Annotated in this window: 17 protein-coding genes; 12 read left to right on the forward strand and 5 right to left on the reverse strand. The window is 65.9% G+C overall.

The annotated features are described in order from the left end of the window. Positions 1–182: 182 nt before the first annotated feature. From ACE3T2_RS04655 to ACE3T2_RS04665, 3 genes are read left to right on the forward strand one after another with little or no spacing between them, the layout of a single operon-like run. Positions 183–1,958 carry an autotransporter assembly complex family protein gene (locus ACE3T2_RS04655; RefSeq protein WP_374655197.1) on the forward strand — a complete coding sequence of 592 codons (1,776 nt, stop codon included), beginning with the start codon at positions 183–185 and terminating at the stop codon, positions 1,956–1,958. Then, positions 1,955–6,136, forward strand: a complete 4,182-nt coding sequence (locus ACE3T2_RS04660; protein WP_374655199.1) for a translocation/assembly module TamB domain-containing protein — start codon at positions 1,955–1,957, stop codon at positions 6,134–6,136. Before ACE3T2_RS04655 ends, ACE3T2_RS04660 begins: the two co-directional genes overlap by 4 nt. A 9-nt stretch (positions 6,137–6,145) precedes the next feature. Continuing rightward, positions 6,146–6,517, forward strand: a complete 372-nt coding sequence (locus ACE3T2_RS04665; protein WP_374655201.1) for a hypothetical protein — start codon at positions 6,146–6,148, stop codon at positions 6,515–6,517. Here ACE3T2_RS04665 and phhA read toward each other — a convergent pair. Both phhA and hspQ read right to left on the reverse strand, forming a co-directional pair. Then, on the reverse strand, positions 6,514–7,389 hold the full coding sequence (gene phhA, locus ACE3T2_RS04670) for a phenylalanine 4-monooxygenase (RefSeq protein WP_374655203.1): 876 nt from the start codon (positions 7,387–7,389) through the stop codon (positions 6,514–6,516). The genes ACE3T2_RS04665 and phhA overlap by 4 nt on opposite strands. Positions 7,390–7,508: 119 nt before the next feature. Then, entirely contained in the window at positions 7,509–7,844 is a 336-nt protein-coding gene (gene hspQ, locus ACE3T2_RS04675; RefSeq protein ID WP_374655231.1) for a heat shock protein HspQ, read from the reverse strand. 403 nt (positions 7,845–8,247) lie between these two features. Here hspQ and ACE3T2_RS04680 point away from each other — a divergent pair, with 403 nt between their 5' ends. Continuing rightward, positions 8,248–9,261 carry a Ppx/GppA phosphatase family protein gene (locus ACE3T2_RS04680; protein ID WP_374655205.1) on the forward strand — a complete coding sequence of 338 codons (1,014 nt, stop codon included), beginning with the start codon at positions 8,248–8,250 and terminating at the stop codon, positions 9,259–9,261. Next, on the forward strand, positions 9,258–9,959 hold the full coding sequence (locus ACE3T2_RS04685; protein WP_374655207.1) for an RlmE family RNA methyltransferase: 702 nt from the start codon (positions 9,258–9,260) through the stop codon (positions 9,957–9,959). The genes ACE3T2_RS04680 and ACE3T2_RS04685 overlap by 4 nt, the downstream gene beginning before the upstream one ends. Before the next feature lie 54 nt (positions 9,960–10,013). Here ACE3T2_RS04685 and ACE3T2_RS04690 read toward each other — a convergent pair whose 3' ends face one another. Further along, positions 10,014–10,910, reverse strand: coding sequence for a LysR family transcriptional regulator (locus tag ACE3T2_RS04690; RefSeq protein WP_374655209.1), 897 nt, complete (start codon positions 10,908–10,910; stop codon positions 10,014–10,016). Between the two features lie 54 nt (positions 10,911–10,964). On the opposite strand from ACE3T2_RS04690, the gene ACE3T2_RS04695 reads away from it, so the two are divergent. From ACE3T2_RS04695 to ACE3T2_RS04715, 5 genes are all read left to right on the forward strand, one after another. Continuing rightward, positions 10,965–12,161 carry an MFS transporter gene (locus tag ACE3T2_RS04695; protein WP_374655211.1) on the forward strand — a complete coding sequence of 399 codons (1,197 nt, stop codon included), beginning with the start codon at positions 10,965–10,967 and terminating at the stop codon, positions 12,159–12,161. A 71-nt stretch (positions 12,162–12,232) separates the two neighbouring features. After that, positions 12,233–13,693 (forward strand): IMP dehydrogenase, encoded by a 1,461-nt coding sequence (gene guaB / locus ACE3T2_RS04700; RefSeq protein WP_374655213.1) that lies wholly within the window; start codon positions 12,233–12,235, stop codon positions 13,691–13,693. A gap of 74 nt (positions 13,694–13,767) precedes the next feature. Then, a complete protein-coding gene (locus ACE3T2_RS04705) occupies positions 13,768–15,057 on the forward strand; it encodes an RsmB/NOP family class I SAM-dependent RNA methyltransferase (RefSeq protein ID WP_374655215.1) in 1,290 nt (429 codons plus the stop codon). Beyond that, entirely contained in the window at positions 15,054–16,613 is a 1,560-nt protein-coding gene (guaA, locus tag ACE3T2_RS04710; RefSeq protein WP_374655217.1) for a glutamine-hydrolyzing GMP synthase, read from the forward strand. The genes ACE3T2_RS04705 and guaA overlap by 4 nt, the downstream gene beginning before the upstream one ends. A 318-nt stretch (positions 16,614–16,931) precedes the next feature. Next, positions 16,932–18,188 carry a tyrosine-type recombinase/integrase gene (locus tag ACE3T2_RS04715; protein ID WP_064332320.1) on the forward strand — a complete coding sequence of 419 codons (1,257 nt, stop codon included), beginning with the start codon at positions 16,932–16,934 and terminating at the stop codon, positions 18,186–18,188. On the opposite strand, the gene ACE3T2_RS04720 is transcribed toward ACE3T2_RS04715, so the two are convergent. Together ACE3T2_RS04720 and ACE3T2_RS04725 are read right to left on the reverse strand one after the other, a co-directional pair. Continuing rightward, positions 18,166–18,426 carry an AlpA family transcriptional regulator gene (locus ACE3T2_RS04720; RefSeq protein WP_010545765.1) on the reverse strand — a complete coding sequence of 87 codons (261 nt, stop codon included), beginning with the start codon at positions 18,424–18,426 and terminating at the stop codon, positions 18,166–18,168. The genes ACE3T2_RS04715 and ACE3T2_RS04720 overlap by 23 nt on opposite strands. 209 nt (positions 18,427–18,635) lie before the next feature. Beyond that, a complete protein-coding gene (locus ACE3T2_RS04725; RefSeq protein WP_374655220.1) occupies positions 18,636–19,265 on the reverse strand; it encodes a hypothetical protein in 630 nt (209 codons plus the stop codon). A 115-nt stretch (positions 19,266–19,380) separates the two neighbouring features. Between ACE3T2_RS04725 and ACE3T2_RS04730 the strand changes: the two genes are divergently transcribed. Then, positions 19,381–20,952: a recombinase family protein gene (locus tag ACE3T2_RS04730; protein WP_374655222.1), complete on the forward strand. Its 1,572-nt coding sequence runs from the start codon at positions 19,381–19,383 to the stop codon at positions 20,950–20,952. Beyond that, positions 20,952–21,854 (forward strand): plasmid partitioning protein RepB C-terminal domain-containing protein, encoded by a 903-nt coding sequence (locus tag ACE3T2_RS04735; protein ID WP_159599144.1) that lies wholly within the window; start codon positions 20,952–20,954, stop codon positions 21,852–21,854. The genes ACE3T2_RS04730 and ACE3T2_RS04735 overlap by 1 nt, the downstream gene beginning before the upstream one ends. Positions 21,855–22,034 lie beyond the last annotated feature (180 nt).

Consider the following 22,034-nt stretch of genomic DNA (forward strand, 5'->3'; position numbering starts at 1 on the left):
AGAGGGTAGGAAAGGTCGGCTGGTTTGGAGCGCGTTTTCGGGAACGACGCGCAGGCAGGCGCTTGGCGCCCAAGAAATGGGCGCCTGGGCCCCGCTATCGGGCGCCTGGCGCATCACGGAAGGGTGACAGGCCCGCGCAACGCGGGCTACACCCCAAGTTGGGGCGCAACGAAAGGACTGGCGTGGGACGATTGGTCGTCGCGGTCGCCGCCACGGCGGCCCTCGGTGCAGGAACGGCGCGGGCCGAGCAGCCGCGCGCGACCGTAGAGGGCGAGCTGAGCTCAGAACTGCGCGCATCCATCGCCCAGGCCATCGGGGAGACCGACAAGCCGATCGCCAATCGCTTCGAGGCGCGCCGACGCGCGCGCGAAGCCGGCGAGAACGCCATCGCGGTGCTGCGGTCCGAGGGCTACTACGGCTACGAAGTGCTTCCGGACGTCAGCGAGCAGGATCCTCCGGCCGCGATCGTGAAGGTCACGCCTGGGCCGCGCTTCACCATCGCCGACCCCCAGATCCAGTGGCTGGATCCTGCGCCGCAGGAAGGCGTGCAGATGGCGGGCGAGGCTGTGATGGGCCTGGCCATCGGCGGGCCGGGCCGGGCGGTCGACGTCATCGGCGCGGAAGGCCGTATCGTCGCAGCCACGCAAAAGCGCGGCTATGCAGACGCCGCCGCCGAGCCCCGAGAGGTGATCGTCGACCATGCCGACCGCACGGTGCGCCCCACCTATCGCATCGCCGCAGGCGATCTGGTGCGTTTGGATGGCCTGAACGTGGTCGGCGAGCGCGGCCGCAGTCGTCCTGAGTGGCTGGAGCGGCTCGCGCCGTGGCGTCCGGGAGAGGTGTACGACCCTGAGGACGTCGGTGAGTTGGAGCGGCGGCTTCTCGACACCGGGGTCTATGATTCGGTGACGGTGTCGCTGGCGCCGAAGGACCAGACCGGTCCGGACGGCCTGCGTCCGATCCTGGTGAGTCTTTCCGACCGCAAAGCCAAGACCCTGGAACTGGGGGCCAGCTATTCGACCACTGAAGGCTTCGGCGCTGATGCGCGCTGGACGCGCTACAATATGCTGGGCCGGGCCGACACCCAGGCGTTGTTCGCCCGGCTCTCGACCATCGACAGCAACCTGGGCGCCGAACTGACCCTGCCGCACTGGCGGCGGCCGCAACAGACGCTCAAGGCTGGCGGCAGTCTCTACAAGAAGCGGACCGACGCCTATGACGAGAGCGGGGCGGGGGTGCGAATGGACATCCAGCGACGCTTCCGCAAGACCTCCTATGTGACGTTTGGAGGGTCGCTGGACTACAGCAAGGTGGACGAGCACCAGCAGGCGCACTTCAACACCCTTGGCCGTGATGTCTACACCGTCGCCGGTCTGGCTGCAGGCGCGCTCGACCGTTCGGACGATCCGCTGGATCCCAAGCGAGGCTGGCGGCTCGAACTGCGCCTGGAGCCGACCTATCTGCTCGGCGACGAAAATCTGGCTTACCTGAAGGTCCAGACACAGGGCTCGATGTACGTGCCGTTCGGCGCCAAGGCCCGGACCGTCGTCGCGGCGCGACTGAAATTGGGTTCGATGCTCGGGGGAACCGTCGAGGAGGTGCCCGCTTCGCGGCGCTTCTATGCAGGCGGCGGCGGATCAGTCCGCGGCTACGCGTATCAGGCGATCGGGCCACGCTACGGCGACAACACGCCAGTCGGCGGCACCTCGCTGTTCGAGACGTCACTGGAGCTCCGCCAGAAGATCGGTGAGCGTTGGGGCGTGGTCGCGTTCGTCGATGCCGGCGCGGTCGGGGCTGGGGATTTTCCGACCGGCGACCAGTTCAGCGCGGGCGTCGGCGTGGGCGTGCGCTATGACCTCGGCTTTGGTCCGATCCGCGCCGACATCGCCATCCCGCTCGACCAGCGCGAGGGCGATCCGGCGTTCCAGATCTATCTCAGCATCGGGCAGAGCTTTTGAGCGAGACGCCTACTCCGGTCGAAGAGGCGGTCGAAACGGTCGCCAAAGTCGCCAAGGGCTCGGCCCTGCCGAAGATCGTGCTGATCGTCTGCGCGGTACTGGCCTTCCTGCTGGGCGGGGCCGTGCTGACCGCGCGCTACGGCGTGTTGGCGCCGCAAGGGCGCCTGCTGGTCGAAGCCCGTGCGAGCGGCCTGAAGATCGGCCGCTTTGGCCGGCTGCGGATCGAAGGCCTTGGAGGCGACATCTGGCGCGACTTCACTGTCAGGCGCCTGACCATCAGCGACGACAAAGGCGTCTGGCTCGAAGGCAAGAACTTGGCCATGCGCTGGAGTTACGCCGCGCTGTTCCAGCGACGGTTCCAGGCCGACTCGATCGTCGCCGAGCGGGTCATCGTGCACCGCCGCCCCACGCTGGAGCCCTCGACCGTCTCGCCCGGCTTACCAATCACGATCAATATCGACCAGCTCAGCAGCCGGCTGGAGCTGATGCCGGCGTTCAGCAGCGAGCACGGCATCTACGACGTCCGGGCCAATCTCGACATCCAGCGCCGCAACGGCGGGCAGAGCGGGGCGCTGGCGGCGACCAGCGTGCTGCACCCCGGAGACCACCTCAACGCCAAGTTTTCGTTCGGCGGCGGGCGTCCGCTGATGGTGCGCGCCGATGCGGAGGAGGCGAAGGGGGGAGCCATCGCCGGCAGCCTGGGGCTGTCGCCGGACCTGCCGTTCTCACTGAAGGTCGACGCCGAGGGGCAGGAGTCTCGTGGCCGCTTCAGCGCCATAGCCGCCAGCGGCGCGATCAAGCCTCTGGATGCGATCGGCGCCTGGACGCCGCAGGGCGGCTCTGCCCAGGGGCGGCTGCTGCTGTCGGCCTCGAAGTTCACCCAGCCTCTTGTCGCCCGGCTAGGGCCGGAGGTGCGTTTCGTGATCTCGGGCGGCAAGGCCGAGGCGGATCTCTTCAATCTCGACGCCCAGCTGACGTCCGACAATCTTACCGCCACGGCGAAGGGCAAGGCCAATCCGGGCGGCCGCAAGACCGGTCCGCAGGGCGTCGCCATCTCGCTTGCGGCCAAGGAACTCTCCAAGGTCACCGGCGGTCCTTCGATGGGCCTCGGCAGGATCGACGGAGTGCTGAGCGGCACGCTCGACGACCTGAAGTTTGCCGGAAACGCCGACGCGGCACGTCTGAAGCTGGACCAATATGGCCTGGACCGGGTCAGCGGTCGTTTCGTGATCACCCGCAAGGACAAGGTGCTGGCGATCAACGGCAATCTGGCGGGCGCGGGCGGGCGGGGCTCGGGCCTGTTCGCCGCCCTGCTGGGGGCGCGACCAACCGCGGCTTTCGACGCCGCGCGACTGGCCGACGGACGGTTGCTGCTGCGAGAGGTCACCGCGGCGGGGGCCGGGCTCAAGGTCAACGCCACGGGCGGACGCAGCCTGCTGGGCGTGCTGAACTTCAAAGGGCGCGCTGAGCTGTCAAACCTGGCGGCCGCACGTTTGGGCGGCTCCGGCGCGGTTTCGGCCGACTGGAGCGCGAACCAGGTCGGCGCTGGCAAGCCGTGGCGACTTACCCTGGACGCCAAGGGCGCACGGTTCGCCTCGGGCTTCTCCGAACTCGACCGGCTGCTGGGCGCTTCGCCGCGGCTGGCGGCGCGCGGTGAGATCGACGGACGGAAAGTCTCCATTTCGCGCGGGACGCTGGACGGCGCGGCGATCAAAGCCTCGACCGCCGGCATTATGGGCGCGGATGGCGCGTTGCGCTTCAAGCTCGACTGGTCGGCGACGGGGCCGTTCCGCGCCGGCCCGGTCGAAATTACGGGCAAGGCCAGCGGAAACGGCGCGATCACCGGGTCGCTGGGCAAGCCGCGTGCCGACCTTCTCGCAGACCTCGAGGCCATCGATCTACCGCGGCTGCCGCTTCGCGACGCCAAGTTGACGTTGAGCTTCATGCAGCGCGCAGACGGCGCGAGCGGCGTGGCGGCCTTGACCGCGGCCAGCGATTACGGTCCGGCGGCTGCGCGCGGCGCGTTCCGGTTCCCGCGCGGCGGGGTCGACCTGTCGGACCTTTCGGTCGAGGCGGGGGGGCTCACCGCGGCGGGCTCCGTCTCGCTGCGCCGTGCGACGCCGTCCGCGGCCGATCTGGACGTGCGCCTCGTGAAAGGGGCTTTCATCGATGGCGGTTCGATCAGCGGCTCGGTGAAGATCATCGACGCTGCGGGCGGACCTCGCGCAAAGCTGAACCTGACCGCCGACGGCGCGATCTTGCCCGGCTCAAAGATCGCGATCCGCAAAGGGGGGATCGTGGCCGACGGGCCGTTGGCGGATCTGCCGTATCAAGCGGACCTGGAGGGACTGTCGGCCAGCGACCGCTGGGCGCTGAAGGGGCGAGGGGTCTTCAGCCCTGACAAGGGCGTCTACCAACTCACCTTCGATGGTGCAGGCCACTACGGCCGGCGCGAGTTGAAAACGGCGGAGACGGCCGTTCTGCGGTTCGGGAACAGCGAGCGCAGCGCGCGCCTGCGGCTGGTCGGGCCCGAAGGCGGGCGCATCGACGTCGACGGCCGTCTGGCCAAGGACGTCGCCGACATCCGCGCCAGGATCGAACAATTGAATCTCGGCCTGCTGAACCCCGATCTGACCGGGAGGGCCGACGCCACGCTGAGCCTGACCGGTAAGGGAGGGCGGCTTGAAGGGGTTCTGGACGCCAAGCTCGACGACGCCCGGGGCCGTGGCTCGCCGCGAGAACTCGGCCTGGACGGCGCCCTGAAGGCGCGGCTGACCGACGACACGGTGTTGCTGGACGCGGCCGTCACCAACGAGCAGGGCCTGCGCGCCAACGCCGAGCTGACCTTGCCGGCGGAAGCCAGCGCCAGTCCGTTCCGTATCGCTATCGCCCGCACCCGTCCGATGCAGGGTACGTTCTTCGCAGACGGCGAGGTCAAACCGCTATGGGACCTGCTGGTCGGCGGCGAGCGGGAGCTGGCGGGCAAGGTCCACATGCAGGGCACCATTCGCGGCACCCTGGCCGACCCGAAGGCGCTAGGCCAGGCTTCGGTCGACAGCGGCAAGTTCTCGGACGGGGCGACGGGTCTGGTGCTTACCGACGTGACCCTGCGCGCCAATCTCGCCGACAACATCGTCAACATCACCCAGGCGGCGGCCGCCGACGGCCATGGCGGGTCGATGTCCGGCTCGGGCCTAGTCAATCTATCGCGGGAAGGGGCGTCAAATTTCCGGCTGGACCTCAAGGGCTTCCGGCTGATCGATAACGACATAGGCAGCGCTTCCGCCTCGGGGCAGGCGCGGCTCGACCGGGCTGCCGATGGCAAGATGCGGCTTACCGGCGATCTCACCATCGACCGCGCCGATGTGGCCGCGAAGATCTCGGGTCCGTCGGGCGTGGTGGCCATGGACGTGGTCGAGCGCAACAAGCCCGGAGACCTGTCTCAATCGCTGCAACCGGTCGCGCGCAAGGGACCGGCTATGGCGCTGGATGTGCGTTTGAAGGCGCCGCGCCGCATCTTCCTGCGTGGACGCGGCCTGGATGTCGAGCTGTCGCTGGACGCTCATGTCACCGGCTCGACCTCGAAGCCGGCGCTGTCGGGCACCGCACGGGTGGTGCGCGGGGAATACGAGTTCGCGGGCAAGCGCTTTGAGTTCGACGAGCGTGGCGTGGTCTATCTGGCGACTTCGCCTCAGGCGATCCGGCTGGACCTGTCGGCCACGCGCGAGGACCCTTCCCTGACAGCGGTGGTGCGAATTCGCGGAACCGCGGCCAAGCCGGAGATCACGCTTACCTCGACGCCGGTTCTGCCTAACGACGAGGTGCTTTCGCAGGTGCTGTTCGGGCGCTCGGCTTCGCAGCTTTCGCCGCTTGAAGCCGCGCAGTTGGCCTCGGCCCTGTCGTCGCTCGCCGGCGGCGGCGGCTTCGACGTGGTCGGCAACCTGCGAACCTTCGCCGGCCTCGACCGGTTGGCGCTGGCCGGCGGCGACGAGTCGGGCGTCACGGTGTCCGGCGGCAAGTACCTGACGGACGACGTCTATCTTGAGCTGACCGGGGGCGGGCGCGAGGGACCTAGCGCTCAGGTGGAGTGGCGACTCGGGCGCAACCTGTCCATCATCTCCAAGCTTGCCGGCCAAGGGGACGGCAAGCTCGCCGTCAGATGGCGGAAGGATTACTGAGACCCAGAAATGCGCAGGCTACTGATCGGCCTCATGGCGACCCTGCCGCTGGCGGCTTGCGAGCGTCCGCTGACCGCGCCCAGCAATCCCGGCGTCTGCTGGCGCATGGTCGAGGGCATGAATCGCAAACCCGACTTCCGGCCGGTCGCGCCGTATATCGAGACGCTCGAGAACTGCGCCGTGCGGCTGGAGGGGCTGTACATGATCCACGGCCAGCCGGTCACCGGCGCTTTTCAGGGCCAGTTCATCTACGTGACCGACGCAGACATCACCGCGTCGACAGGACCCAAGGCGCAGCGCTACCGCGTCTTCACGCCAGCGCAGCGGGCGCAGGTTCGCAAGGGTATCCAGACCCTGATCGACCGCGAGAACGGACGCTAGCTCTTCGCAAAGCGCCCGCCCGCGGCGGCATAGGCCTGGGTTCCGTGAGTATGGACCTTGTCGGTGGGCAGGACGGCGTCGATAGCGACATCCTCGGCCTGCTTCAGCCGCTCGTAGATCGCCCCGAAGTCCTGCAGCGTCGTCTCTCGCAACGCCTCCAGCGATGGGATCACGAAATACACCTGCTGGAAGTCGTCGATGCGGTAAGGCGTGCGCATCAGCCGTTCCAGATCGAAGCCGATGCGATTGGGGGATGGATCGTCGAGCGCGAAGATCGATTCCGAGCGGCTGGAGACGATGCCGGCGCCATAGATGCGCAGGCCCTGGGCCGTCTCCATCAGCCCGAACTCGACGGTGTACCAGTAGAGCCGCGCAAGGTTGTGCAGCTGACCCTGGCCCAGCGCACGAAGGCCGCCCTCGCCATAAGCCTGCATGTAGTCGGCGAAGATTGGGTCGGTCAGCATCGGCACATGGCCGAACACGTCGTGGAATACGTCAGGCTCTTGCAGATAGTCGAGCTCGTCGGGCTTGCGGATGAAGCGACCGGCCGGAAAGCGACGGTTGGCCAGATGATCGAAAAATACGTCGTCGGGCACCAGACCTGGAACGGCCACGACCGACCAGCCGGTCAGGCGGCGGAGTTCCTCGTTGATCCGCTCGAACTCGGGAATGCCGCCGCGATGCAGGTCCAGGGCGTCAAGGCCATGCAGGAACGCGTCGCAGGCGCGGCCGGGCAGCAACGCCGCCTGCCGCTCATAGAGCGTCATCCACACCTGATGCTCGGCCGGCGTGTAAGCGGCCCAATTCTGGTCGATGGTCCAGTCGGCCCGCGCGCCGGGGGGCGGGCCGGAAGCAAATCCGTCTGCGCTCATGATGATAGAATGAGCCTGAACCGCTGAAAGTTCAGTTCAATCTATGCGCCTTTTTCGCAAATCCGCGAAGAAAGATTGCGCCGCGTGCGCCTGGGATGAAACGCGATTGCAGGGATGGCCTAGTGGCTGATCCTCGGCCGCAGGACGTAGTGGCCTTCCTCGAAGGATTCGAAGATCAACGCGGCCTGCGGATGGCCGACCGGCTCGCCCGACTCGTCCGGCATCAAGTTCTGCTCGGACACATAGGCGACGTAGGCGTTCTCCTCGTTTTCGGCGAGGAGGTGGTAATATGGCTGGTCCTTGCGGGGCCGGATTTCTTCCGGGATCGACAGCCACCACTGCTCGGTGTTGGCGAAGGTGGGATCGACATCGAAGATCACGCCGCGGAACGGATAATGACGATGCCGCACGACCTGTCCGATGGCGTACATCGCCAGCCGCGGCTCGCTCAGCATCGCCGGCGGGGCGGTCAAGTCGCTAACGCGTTTTTCGATTCGAGCGTCCATAAAACGACTCTAGACCTCGGCCCCTGACTAGGAGGTGAACGTACCGCTCATCTTTGCGGGCGCAAGGGCGCGCCTTCCGACACGCGAACCTCGCTGCTACAGTCGCCTGTGAAACGAGGTGCTGGTGTCGGCGCCTGCTAGGGACGGAAGACGGTCCAATGACTGTGGCGCTGTTGAGCGGGTTCGGACAGAACGCGCTCCAAAGCCTTGCTTTTCAAGCGTTTCGGCTGTCCAGCCGGTGACGACCACGCTTGACCGAGTGAGGGTTCCGGCTGCGCGAAGGGGCGTCGGCGCGTCCGGTGCGGATTCGCCCTGCTATGGCGCGCTTGATCTGGGAACGAACAATTGCCGCTTGTTGATCGCCACCCCGAGCGGACGTTCGTTCCGGGTGGTGGAGGCCTATTCACGCATCGTTCGCCTGGGCGAAGGCCTCTCCCAGACGGGGCGACTTTCTGACGCAGCCATGGATCGGGCGCTCGCGGCGCTGAAAGTCGCGGCCGAGAAGGTGCGCCGTCGCAAGGTCGCCAAGCTGAAGGCGATCGCCACCCAAGCTTGCCGGGCGGCCGAGAACGGTCCCGAATTCATCGCGCGCGTCGCTTCCGAGACCGGGCTGCAGTTGCAGATCATCACGCCGCGTGAAGAGGCGCAGCTTTCCGTGGCCGGCTGCCTCAACCTGCTCGACCGCAAGGCGCAGGCCGCCCTGGTCGTCGACGTCGGCGGCGGCTCGACCGAACTTTCATGGGTGGACCTGACCGCCGGCGGGCTGGACGCCGAACCCGGACGCTTCGCGACCTCGCGGTTGCCGATCAAAGCCTGGCTGTCGATCCCGATCGGCGTCGTCACTCTGGCCGAGAGGTTTCCCGAAGGCGCGGCAGCCACTGAAGCTTGGTTTCGGGCCATGGTCGAGACCGTAAAGGACCAGCTTCGCGAGTTCCGTCACGCCGATGACCTGCGGCCTGTGTTCGACGCCGGCGAAGCGCATCTCGTCGGGACATCGGGCGCGATCACCAGCCTGGCGGGCATGCATCTGCGCTTGCCAAGGTACGACCGCAGCCAAGTCGATGGGATCTGGATGAGCCGCTCCCAGTGCGACGCCGCGGCCCGGATGCTGCTGGAGCTGACGCCGCAGGAACGCGCCGACCAGCCGTGTATCGGGCCGGACCGCGCCGACCTGGTCCTGGCGGGCGCCGCGATTCTGCAGGCGGTCCAGGAGCTCTGGCCGTGCGCGCGGGTGCGGGTCGCCGATCGCGGCCTGCGCGAGGGCATCCTGATGTCGCTGATGTCGGGAAGCGGCAAGCGCAAGCGCCGTCGCCGTCGTCGCGGACGTGGATCGGGCGCCGCGAGTGCGCTAAACGCCGCTGAATGAGCGAGCCGCCCCGCAAACGCATGGTCAAGCCGCCGTCCGGCGGACTGGAAGAAGGCCGGACAAAGGCTGCACGCCTGAAGACGGCCAAGGACCGCACGCCCTCGCAGCAGGCCTGGCTGAACCGACAGATCAACGATCCCTTCGCGGCGAAGGCGCGAGCGCACGGCTATCGCAGCCGCGCAGCCTACAAGCTGACCGAGATCGACGACCGGCTAAAGCTGCTGAAGCCCGGCGTAAAAGTCATCGACCTGGGCCTAGCGCCCGGCGGCTGGACGCAGGTGGCGATCGAGCGTGGCGTCACCGACATCGTCGGCGTCGATCTTTTGCCGGTCGATCCGCTGCCGCCCGCCCATATCCTGGAGATGGACTTCACCGATCCGGAGTGCGGCCCGAAGCTGATCGAACTGCTCGGCGGGCGGCCGGACGCAGTGCTGTCCGACATGGCTCCCAATACGGTCGGCCATAAGCGCACCGACCACCTGCGGATCATGGGACTCATCGAGGCGGCGGCCGACTTCGCGATCTCGGTGCTGAAGCCGGGCGGCGTTTTCGTCGCCAAGGCGTTCCAGGGCGGAGAGACCGCCGAGGTGATCGCGCAGCTCAAGCGCCACTTCACCGATGTGAAGAACCTGAAGCCCAAGGCCAGCCGAGCCGATTCCTCCGAGGTCTATCTGGTGGCGACCGGCTTCAAGGGGTAAGGCGCAGCGGCCCATTCGGCGAGCCGTGTGCCAAGCCAATTAACGCCTGAAGCGCTAGCGAGGGGGTGGCGGCGCGGGATCGATCTTGGCCCCCTCGGCGACCAGCCACTTGCGGAAAGTCGCCAGCGCACGTCCCCCTTCAGGCGCTCCCAGTATCGCAAAGGCGCTTTCTGCTCGGCAAAAGCCCAGCGGCGCGACCAGCCGGCCGTTGCGGACATAGTCGGCCACCAACGGCCAGGGCATCACCGCCGCTCCCAATCCGCCGATCGCCGCGTCGATGGCGAAATGCAGGTGGGCGAAGGGCTGCTCCGGCGCTGGCGCGAGCTCCACCCCGGCCAGGGCCGCCCAGATGGCCCATCCCTGCGGATGCGTCTGCGCCATCAGCCGCGGAGCCTTCAGCGGATCGGCGGCGCACCTTTCGGCGAGGGCAGGGGCCATCACCAGGCCCAGGTGATTGGGGATGAAGGCTGTGGCGCCGGGTTCAGCCAGCCGGCTGGTGGGGACGATGCGGATTATCGCGTCCGCGCCGCGATACGAGGTCGCATGCGAGGGAAGTTCCGCCAGTTGCAGGTTCACTGTGGGGTGGGCGGCGCGAAACCGCGCCAGCCGGGGGATCAGCCACTTCACCGAGACGCTGGCGTTCACCGCTACCAGCAGCTCGTCGCCACGCGCCTGGGTCTGGCGAACTGCAGCGGCGATCTGGTCGAAGGCCGAGGTCAGGGCCGGCAACAGGGCGCGGCCGGCCTCGGTCAGCTCCAGCCGGTGCTTTGGGCCGGTGAAGAGCTGGACGCCCAGATGCGCCTCCAGCGCCTTCACCTGGCGGCTGACTGCGCTGTGAGTCACGTGCAGTTCCTCAGCCGCCAGCGTCGCTCGCCCGGTGCGCGCCATAGCCTCGAATGCGCGCAGGGCGTTAAGGGAAGGGAGGGCTCCAGATGTGAGATTTTCGAACATTATGGCTCGAATATATCGGTTTCCTCAAATTTCCAATCGCTGCACAAGCTCGCCATGTCGGAGGCGGCCCATCACACCCCAGCGAAACGAGCGGCGATCACGCTGTCGCTGGGGCTCGGTCAGACCGTGGCCTTCGCCTCCAGCTTCTATCTGATGGGCGCGCTGGGCGATGCGGTCGCCGTTGATCTTCGGATTTCCTCGACCGCTGTCTTCGCCGTCACCTCGCTGTCTCTCGCCGTTCAGCCGCTGCTGTCGCCCGCGGTCGGGCGGCGGATCGACCGGCGGGGCGGCAAGCCGGTGCTGCTGGCTTCGAGACTGGTCTTCGCCGCCGCCCTCGCGTTGCTGTCGGTGGCGCAGGGCGTGGGCGGCCTCGCGGCGGGGATGATGGCGCTCGGCGCCGGGATGGCGCTGGGAACCTACGGTACGCCGTTCGCAATCCTGGTCTCGCTCTACGGCGAGGAGGCGCGGCGGCCGATTACCGGGGTAGCCCTCCTGGGCGGGCTGGGATCGGCCGTCGGATGGCCGCTGACGGCCTACCTGCTCGAACAGTTCGGCTGGCGCGGTGCATGCCTTGCCTGGGCGGGGGGGCATCTGATCATCTGCCTGCCTGCCGCCGCCGTCATGACGCCGCGGACGCGGGGCGCGGCCCGGGACCGCAAGGACGGCGCTCGCCGGCCGGTGACCTGGGACCGTCGAATGGTCCAACTCGCCGTCATCTTCGCCTGCGCCTGGTTCATCGCCAGCGCCACAGCCAATCACCTGCCGCGGTTGCTGGTCGCCTTCGGGCTGGAGCCTATCCATGCCGCGGGTGTCGCGGGGCTCGTCGGCGTGGCGGCGGTCAGCGTCCGCTTCGCCGAGTTCACGGTGCTGCGCTACTTGCCGCCGCTGGTCTCGACCCGGATTGCAACGTCGATGCATCCGCTGGGCGCAGCCGCGCTCGCCCTGTTTGGCGCGAAGGCCGCGCCGCTGATGGCGCTGGGGCAGGGCGCCGGCAACGGAATGCTGGCCGTCGCCAAGGGCGTGCTGCCGCTCAACCTCTATGGCCCGGACAACTACGCCTACCGCTCGGCTCTGCTGACGCAACCGGCCCAGCTCCTGCAGATCGCCGGCCCGGTGGTCTACGGCCTGGCCATCGCGCAGTCGCCCAGGACCGCCATAGCCCTCTCATCGGCCCTCTGCCTGGTCATGTTCGCCATGACTTTCGGCCTCCAGGCCCGCCACGATCCACAAAAGGAGCACGCTGCGGCATGATTACCCTCGATCGGCCCCTTGCCGATGACGCCCGAGAGGGCTTATACGCGGCTCGCAAAATGGAGCCTTACATGGACATTCGCGAAGGTCTCACCTTCGACGACGTTTTGCTGGAACCGGGCGCGTCCGACGTGATGCCGACCCAGGTGGACACCGCCACCAAGTTCACCCGCGAAATCAGTCTCAATATCCCCCTCGTGTCCTCCGCGATGGACACGGTCACCGAGAGCCGACTGGCGATCGCCATGGCCCAGGCCGGCGGCATGGGCGTGCTGCACCGGAACCTCACCGTTGAAGAGCAGGCCGACCAGGTCCGCGAGGTGAAGCGCTACGAAAGCGGCATGGTCATCAATCCGCTGACCATCCACCCGGACACTACCCTGCGCGAAGTGCGCGAGATCAAGGCGCGCCGCAAGATCTCGGGCTTCCCGGTCGTCGAGCGCGGCTCGGGCAAGCTGGTGGGGATCCTCACCAATCGCGACATGCGCTTCGAGGGGCGCGACGACATCCCGGCCAGCGAGCTGATGACCAAGGAGAGCCTGATCGTCGTCCGCGAGGGCGTCAGCCAGGCCGAGGCCCGCGAGCTGCTGCGCAAGCACAAGATCGAACGGCTGATCGTCGTCGACGAGGACTATCACGCCGTCGGCCTGATCACGGTCAAGGATATGGAGAAGGCCCAGGCCTATCCGTCAGCCGCCAAGGACGCCCAAGGCCGACTGCTGGTCGGCGCGGCTTCGACCGTCGGCGACGCCGGCTACGAGCGCTCGCTGGCGCTGGTCGACGCGGGCGTGGACGTGGTGGTGATCGACACCGCCCACGGCCACAACGCCGACGTCGCCAAGGCGGTCGGCCGCCTGAAGCGCGAGACCAACCGCGTCCAGATCGTCGCCGGCAACGTGGCGACCTACGAAGGCGCGCGAGCCCTGATCGACGCCGGCGCCGATGCGGTGAAGGTCGGTATCGGCCCCGGCTCGATCTGCACCACCCGCATCGTCGCCGGGGTGGGCGTGCCGCAGCTGACGGCCATCGCCGACGCGGTCCGGGCAGCCCAGGGCACCGACGTTCCGGTCATCGCCGACGGTGGCATCAAGTACTCGGGCGACCTCGCCAAGGCCCTGGCCATGGGCGCGCATGCGGCCATGATGGGCTCGGCCTTCGCCGGCACCGACGAAGCGCCCGGCGAGGTGTTCCTGTACCAGGGACGCTCGTACAAGGCCTATCGCGGCATGGGTTCGATGGGGGCCATGGCCTCCGGCTCGGCCGACCGCTACTTCCAGAAGGAGGTCTCGGCCCTGAAGCTGGTGCCCGAAGGCATCGAGGGCCAGGTCGCCTATAAGGGACCGATCGGGCCGATCCTGCACCAGATGGTCGGCGGCCTGCGAGCGGCCATGGGCTACACCGGCGCTGCGACTCTGGAGCAGTTCCGCCAGAAGGCTCGCTTCATCCGCATCACCGGCGCGGGCCTGCGCGAAAGTCACGTCCACGACGTGATGATGACCCGCGAAGCCCCGAACTATACGAGCCCGGTCTAGGGGCAAGTTGCACCACGTGCTTTTCCTCCTCTGCTTTGCAGGGGGGAACTGCGTGATCAGACTGGAGCCACACCTTGCGTGACGGCGGACGCCTTGCCGCAGCCATCGAGATTCTCGCCGACGTCGAGACGCGCCATCGGCCTGTGAAGCTGGCGCTGAAGGCGTGGGGCGATGCCTCGCGCTTTGCGGGCTCGAAGGACCGAGCCTGGGTTTCCGGGCTTGTGCTGGACGTGCTGCGCCGGCGCCGCTCCTTGGCCTGGCGCATGGGCGACGACAGCCCACGCGCAGCCACGCTTTGCGCCCTGCACGTCCTCTGGAACTGGCCGGTGGAACGGATAGCCGAGGCGGCCGCCGATGCGCCCCACGGCCCGGGCGAACTGACCGAGGCCGAGCGCGCCGCCCTGGTGGCGCCACGTGACTTGGCCGACGCGCCGCCGTCGATCCGCGGCGACTATCCGGAGTGGCTGCAGCCGTCGTTCGCCCGCGCTTTCAGCCAGGATGCGGCGCTGGAGGGCGCGATGCTCGCCGAGCGGGCGCCGGTTGACCTGCGGGTCAATACCCTGAAGACCGACGCCGAGCAGGCCCTGAAGGCGCTAGCTCCACTCAACGCCCAGCCGACGGGCGTGCTTCCAAATGCATTGCGCATAGCCGCCCCCGATCCGAGCGAGCGAAGCCAGTCTCTGGAAGCGGTTCCCGCCTTCTCCAAGGGCTGGTTCGAAGTCCAAGACCTGGCCTCGCAGATCGCCGCGGAAGCCGCGGGCGAGATCAAGGGCGCGCAGGTCCTCGACCTCTGCGCCGGCGGTGGCGGCAAGACCCTGGCTCTGGCGGCCGCCATGGCCAACAAGGGCCAGATCTACGCTTACGACAGCGAAGCGCGCCGGCTGGCTGATACGGTGCGCCGGTCCGAGCGTGCCGGCGTGCGCAACCTGCAGGTCCGCTCGCCGATCTATCCCGACGCCCTGAAGGGCCTGGATGGCAAGATCGACGTCGTCTTCATCGACGCGCCCTGCACCGGCACTGGCGCGTGGCGTCGTCATCCGGACACCAAGTGGCGGCTGAAGCCCGCCACCCTGGCCCAGCGCGTGGCCGACCAGGACGGGGTGCTGGATCACGCCGTCCAGTTCGTGAAGCCGGGCGGCCGGATCGTCTACGTCACCTGTTCGGTGTTGCCGGAGGAGGACGAGGATCGCGTCACCGCCTTCCTTGAACGCTGGATGGACTTCCGCGTCATCCCCGCAACCGCCGACCCGCACCTCGTCCGTCACCTGACGACGGACGGATATCTTCGTCTCTCGCCTCGCAGTTCGGCCACCGACGGCTTCTTCGTCGCCGTGCTTGAGCGCGCCAAATGGACTCCGCAATGACCCAACAAGCCCACGAGAAAGTCCTGATCGTCGACTTCGGCAGCCAGGTGACCCAGCTCATCGCCCGCCGGGTGCGCGAGAGCGGCGTTTATTGCGAGATTCACCCCTTCGACAAGGTCGACGCGGTGCTGGAGCAGTTCACGCCCAAGGCGGTGATCCTGTCGGGCGGCCCGGCCAGCGTGCACGAGGACGAGAGCCCCGCGGCCAGCAAGAAGCTCTTCGAACTGGGCGTGCCGGTTCTGGGCATCTGCTATGGCGAGCAAACCATGTGCGCCGAGCTGGGCGGCAAGGTAGAGCCGGGCACGACGCGCGAGTTCGGCCGCGCCGAGATCGAGATCGTCAAGGAAAGCCCGCTGCTGGACGGCCTGGGCGGCGTCGGTCACTTCGAGACGGTGTGGATGAGCCACGGCGACAAGGTCACCGCCCTGCCGCTCGGCTTCGAGACCGTCGCGGTGTCGGAAGGCTCGCCGTATGCGGTGATCGCCGACGAGGGCCGCCGCTACTACGGCATCCAGTTCCATCCGGAAGTGGCGCACACCCCGCGCGGCGCGCTGATGCTGCGCAACTTCACCCACAAGATCGCAGGGCTGAAGGGCGATTGGACCATGGCGGCCTTCCGCCAGGAGATGGTCCAGAAGATTCGCGACCAGGTCGGCGACGGCAAGGTGATCTGCGGCCTATCGGGCGGGGTCGACAGCTCAGTGGCCGCGGTGCTGATCCACGAGGCGATCGGCGATCAGCTGACCTGTGTCTTCGTCGACACCGGCCTGCTGCGCAAGGACGAGGCTACTCAGGTCGTGACCATGTTCCGCGACCACTACAACATTCCGCTGGTCCATGTTGACGCTGGCGACCTGTTCCTCGGCGAGTTGGCAGGGGTTTCGGACCCGGAGACCAAGCGCAAGACCATCGGCAAGCTCTTCATCGACGTATTCGACAAGGAAGCGGCCAAGATCGAGGGCGCGGCGTTCCTGGCGCAGGGCACGCTCTATCCCGACGTGATCGAAAGCGTTTCCGCCCGCGGCGGGCCCTCGGCGGTGATCAAGAGCCACCACAACGTCGGCGGCCTGCCGGACTATATGAAGCTCAAGCTGGTCGAACCGCTGCGCGAGCTCTTCAAGGACGAAGTTCGCGCCCTGGGCGTCGAACTTGGCCTGCCGCCGCAGTTCGTGGGCCGCCATCCGTTCCCCGGCCCGGGGCTTGCGATCCGCATTCCGGGTGAGATCACCAAGGAGAAGGTGGCGGTTCTGCAGGACGCCGACGCCATCTACCTGGAGGAAATCCGCAAGGCCGGGCTCTATGACGCCATCTGGCAGGCCTTCGCTGTCCTTCTGCCGGTCAAGACCGTCGGCGTCATGGGCGATGCGCGCACCTATGAGAACGTACTGGCCCTGCGGGCGGTCACCTCGACCGACGGCATGACCGCCGATTTCTTCGAGTTCCCTTGGGAAGTCCTGGGGCGCTGCGCGACGCGGATCATCAACGAGGTCCGCGGCGTAAACCGGGTCGTCTACGATGTCACGTCCAAGCCGCCCGGCACGATCGAGTGGGAATGATTTTTGCCCATCCGGGCGTATCCAAAAATACGCCATGATGCGACATAAGCGACTGAAATATATAAATAAATATCTCTGAATCTTTCGGCATCTATCGCTGGGTTAGCCTCCGGAATGACGGTATGGCTGACGGTATGGCGCATCTTGTCTCAGTCGAAAATCGCATATACCGTCAGGTCCAAGAGAGCTTCTGACGGTATATTTTTTGGCATAATGCTCTGTAAATACAGGGAAAATATCAGATCAGAAGGGCCGTTTTTGGCCTGACGGTATAATCGGGCGCTCTCCGGCATATTGTGACCAATCTGGAGAGTGTGGATGTTGACCGACGCCGCCATTAAGGCTCTGAGACCAAAAGAGAAATTATACAAGATCGTGGACCGTGACGGTATGTATGTCGTGGTCCAGCCCTCGGGCGCGATCGTGTTCCGCCTGGACTACCGACTGAACGGCCGCCGGGAGACATTGACGCTGGGGCGCTACGGTCCCGCTGGGCTCTCCCTGGCTCGGGCGCGTGAGAAGGTGGTTGATGCCCGACGCGCCATTTCGGAGGGCCGCTCGCCGGCGCAGGAGAAGCAGCGCGAAAAGCGTCGCCTCCAGGAGGCGAAGAGCTTCGGCCAGTTCGGTGAGCGCTGGCTTCAGGAAGCACGAATGGCGGACAGCACGCGCGCCATGCGTCGATCGATCTTCGAGCGCGACATTCTCCCGGCGTTTCGCAACCGGCTGCTGCCGGAGATCCTGCCGGAGGATCTGCGCGGGCTGTGCGCGAAGGTGAAGGAACGTGGCGCACCGGCAACGGCAGTCCACGTCAGAGACATCGTGAAACTGGTCTTCGCTTTCGCCATCCTGCATGGCGAGAAGGTCGCCAACCCGGCCGACGAAGTTGGCCCGGCGTCGATCGCGACCTTCGTGCCGAAGGACCGGTCCCTGTCTCCGGCGGAGATCCGCATCATGCTCGGCCAGATCGAGCATGTGGCGACGTTGCCGACGATCCGGCTCGGGATAAAGCTGATCCTGCTGTCGATGGTACGAAAGAGCGAATTGCAGGACGCGGTTTGGGATGAGGTCGATTTCGAGAACGCCGTCTGGTCGATTCCCAAGGAGCGGATGAAGCGCTCGAAAGCGCACAACGTCTATCTGTCTCAGCAGATGCTCGACATCTTCATCGCTCTCAAGACCTGCGCCGGCAATTCCAAATACGTCCTGCCGTCGCGCTATGACGCCGACGCGCCCATGTCGCGGGCGACGTTCAATCGGATCACGACGGCGGTGGTGGAGCGGGCCAAGAAGGAAGGGCTGCCGCTGGAGTCCTTTACGGTTCACGATCTCCGGCGCACCGGCTCGACCCTGCTGAACGAATTGGGCTTCAACAGCGACTGGATCGAGAAGTGTCTGGCGCATGAGGACGGGCGATCCTCACGGGGCATCTACAACAAGGCGGAATACGAGCATCAGCGCCGGCATATGATGCAGGAATGGTCCAACCTGGTGGACGCCTGGGTTGCCGGCCAAAAATACACGCCGACCCTCTATCCGCCGACGATGGACCTGCTTACGCCCGAGCCGGATGTTTGATGGGGCGGGTCTTGCGGAGCTGGACGTCCGGAATGGGCGCACGCTTCACCGCCTTGGCGCGTGAAGCTCGGCGCCGTTCTTCCAACCAGGCTTCGACCTCGGTTAGATCCCAGACCACGCAGCGGGACGTGAGATAGAAGCGCTGGGGAAATTCGCCGCGCTGTTCCATGTCATAGATCGTGGTGTCGGCGAGAGGGACCATTTCCCGGAGTTGATGCCGCCGGATGGTGCGCTTCATGATGGGCTCGACTTGCTGCCTCATGCCAAATTCCTTCGGTCGCCTCTCTAAGCGGATAGAAGGCGATAGATGATGCTGAATGGAAGCTCGAATATTCGGGCGTAGCAGCGCGTCGTGCTGTGGCGTGCAAATCGGGCAAGCCCGAGGAGCACGGCGACAGCATCTCTTCCTGGCAGTCGTCCAGCAACCGTCCCTGAATGCGACTCCTGCTATCCTGGCGTCCTACGATACCGTCCCTTCCGCCGCGATCCGATATAGCTGATGAGGTCCGCTGCTTTGAGGATGGCGATGTCCCGGCGCGCGGTTTTCAGGCTCACCGTCCAGGCCGCCACGATCTCGTTGGCGCCACACCGGCCGTCCGCGACTCGGTCCAGGAACCAGCGTTGTCGCTCGTTGAGTTCCGCCCGATCAGGGACATTTATAGGGTCGCGTTCAGGGACACGATCAGGGTCATTAAGTTGCGCGCCTGTTGCTGGCCTTCCGCCAGCGGCTTCGCCGGCCACATAGGCTTCCCGGGCTCTTGCGAGCGAAATGCGATCCACCGGATCTGTCAGCGGGGTTGCCGCAGGTCCTTCGATCAGGCCGAGAACGAAGGCCCTGATGACCGGCGACGAAACCACGAGACGGAGGAAATAGACCGTATCTGGCCCGTGTTGCCCTGAGAGCCAATGCTTGACGGTCCTCTCACTCGCCTCGGTCTGGCGCATGAGCTGCTTGATCGCGCGATGGCTGTCGCCATGCTCCTTGCGCAGCAGCTCCGCGATGGTCTGCGCGTAGATTTCTCGCCCCGCGAGGACGCCTGTCCATAGGGGTAATTTCCTGCCCTTTTTCGGCAACATCTTCCGTTCTCTCCGCAGTTACACTGGTTTCAGTGCGGAGTGACGGCTGAGGCCCGTCATGCGCTGCGGCGGTAGGTCGCCCGGACCGCCGCAGTCGATTTCAGGAGGGCGTGATGTGACGAGCCGGAGACTTCACGACGACGATCGGTCCGGGCAGCCTGAACGTCCTCTTCGGGCTGCCGAATACGTCCGCATGTCGACGGACCATCAAAAATATTCGACCGAAAACCAATCCGACGCGATCAAGCAATATGCCGAAGCTCGTGGGATAGAGATCGTCCGGACCTATGCGGACGCGGGAAAGAGCGGCCTGAAGATTGAGGGGCGCGATGCGCTCAGGCAGCTCATCGAGGACGTGCAGTCCGGGAATACGGATTTCACATTGGTGCTCGTCTATGACGTCAGCCGTTGGGGCCGTTTTCAGGATGCCGACGAGAGCGCCTATTACGAATATATCTGCCGACGCGCCGGCATCGCCGTGGAGTATTGCGCCGAGCAATTCGACAACGATGGCAGCCCGATCTCGACCATCGTCAAGGGCGTCAAGCGTGCGATGGCCGGTGAATATAGCCGCGAGCTATCGACCAAGGTGTTCGCGGGTCAGGGCCGGCTGATCGAGAAGGGCTATCGTCAGGGTGGGCCGGCAGGATTCGGCCTGCGACGGACCCTGATCGACGAGCATGGCGCCACCAAGGGCCTCCTCGAACGGGGTGAGCAAAAGAGCATCCAGACCGATCGGGTGATCCTAACGCTTGGCCCGGCGGAAGAAGTCGATCTGGTGCGCGGCATCTACCGGGCCTTCGTCCATCAGGGATTCAGCGAGCGGGAAATTGCGGCTGATCTCAATGAACGGGGCATTCCGACCGATCTCGGACGCCCCTGGACCAGGGGGACCGTCCACCAGATTCTGATCAATGAGAAATACGTCGGCGACAACGTATGGAATCGCCGGTCCTTCAAGCTGAAGAAAAAGCGCGTCCAGAACGATCCGGAGATGTGGATCAGGGCGCAGGATGCTTTCGCGGCCGTCGTCGAGCGCGAACTGTTCGAGGCGGCAAGGACCATCATCGGCGCGCGCTCCTTTCGTTTGAGCGACGAGGAGATGCTGCAATCTCTGCGGAAGCTGTACCAACAAAGGGGTTTGCTATCCGGCATCGTCATCGACGAATGCGATGGGATGCCATCCAGCAGCGCCTACAGCTCCCGCTTTGGCAGCCTACTTCGCGCCTACAGCCTCGTGGGTTTTACGCCGGATCGCGATTACCGCTACGTCGAAATCAACCGCGAGCTGCGTAAGCTCCATCCCGGCATTCTCCGTGAGGTGCTCGACGGATTGCAGGCTACGGGCAGCGCTGCCTGGCAGGATCTTGAGACCGACCGGGTGATCGTCAACGGCGAGTTCAGCCTTTCCGTGGTGGTGGCCCGGTGCATCGAGACGCCGACCGGGCTTTTGCGCTGGCAGTTGCGCTTCGATACCTCGCTCGCGCCCGACATCACGATCGTCGTTCGGATGGACAGCGCCAATCGCGCGCCGCTCGATTACTACCTGTTCCCGCGCATCGACATGCTCTCCGAAAAGCTGCGGCTGGGAGAGGACAATGCGCTCGGGCTCGATGCCTACCGCTTCGACGGCCTCGACCTTCTCTACGACATCGCTACGCCCATTCCTCTTGCGGAGGCTGCCTGATGCCTGCCGTTCGACCGAACCGGATCGAAATGATCCCCATCTCCCGGATCACGGTTCTGAACCCACGCGCGCGAAACAAGCGCCAGCATCGGGAGATCGTGAACAACATCGAGGCCATCGGCCTCAAGCGGCCGATCACGGTGAGCCGCCGTGATGGGGCTGGCGGCCCAAGATATGATCTGGTCTGCGGTGAAGGCCGGCTGGAAGCCTTCCAGATGCTGGGCCAGACTGAGATTCCGGCCGTGGTGATCGAGGCCAGCGAGAGCGAATGCCTCGTGATGAGCCTGGTCGAGAATATCGCACGACGCACGCCGCGCCCCATCGACCTTATGCGTGAAATCGGTGCTCTACGGGCCCGCGGCTATAGCGATGCGACCATCGCCGAGAAGATCGGCGTCGGGGCATCCTGGGTAAACATGATCGCTTCGCTCCTTGAGCGCGGCGAGGAGCGGCTGGTGGCCGCGGTCGAAACCGGACTCATTCCGATCACCCTGGCGATGGAGATTTCCAAGGCCGAGACGGAAGAGGCGCAGAATCTGCTTCTCGACGCCTATGAGACCGGGAAACTCAGGGGCAAGAAGCTCGCCGCCGTCCGCCGCCTGCTCGACATGCGTATGCGGAGTCAGCGCAAGGGAGGATTGCCTGTCGGACGTTTGGGCCGGAAGACGAGCAGTCGACGAATGACGGCCGCCGATCTCATGCAGGTCTATCAACGCGAAGCCGAAAAGCAGCGTCTCCTCGTCAAGAAGTCGGATTTCACCCAGATCCGGTTGCTGTTCGTTGTCGAGGCGCTGAAGGATCTGCTCGCCAATGATGGCTTCATCAATCTGCTGAGGGCGGAGGGGTTGGCGACCATGCCGCGGGCGCTCAAAGCCCGCGTATCGGGCGACGATCATGGCTGATGAACCGAAAGACCGGGAGGACGGTCGTATTCACCTCGCCTTCGACCGGGATTTGTCCGCCGTCAGCGCCAATGGCACAGATTTGAGGTTGTGATTTAAGGAGGATTTGGGCTTCGTCGTAGTGACGAAGGAACGAAGATGAAGCCCAAATCCTCCTTGAAAAAATCGGCGCCGAAGGCC

Origin of the sequence: Phenylobacterium sp. (assembly GCF_041919955.1) — a bacterium.
Taxonomy (GTDB): Bacteria; Pseudomonadota; Alphaproteobacteria; order Caulobacterales; family Caulobacteraceae; genus Phenylobacterium.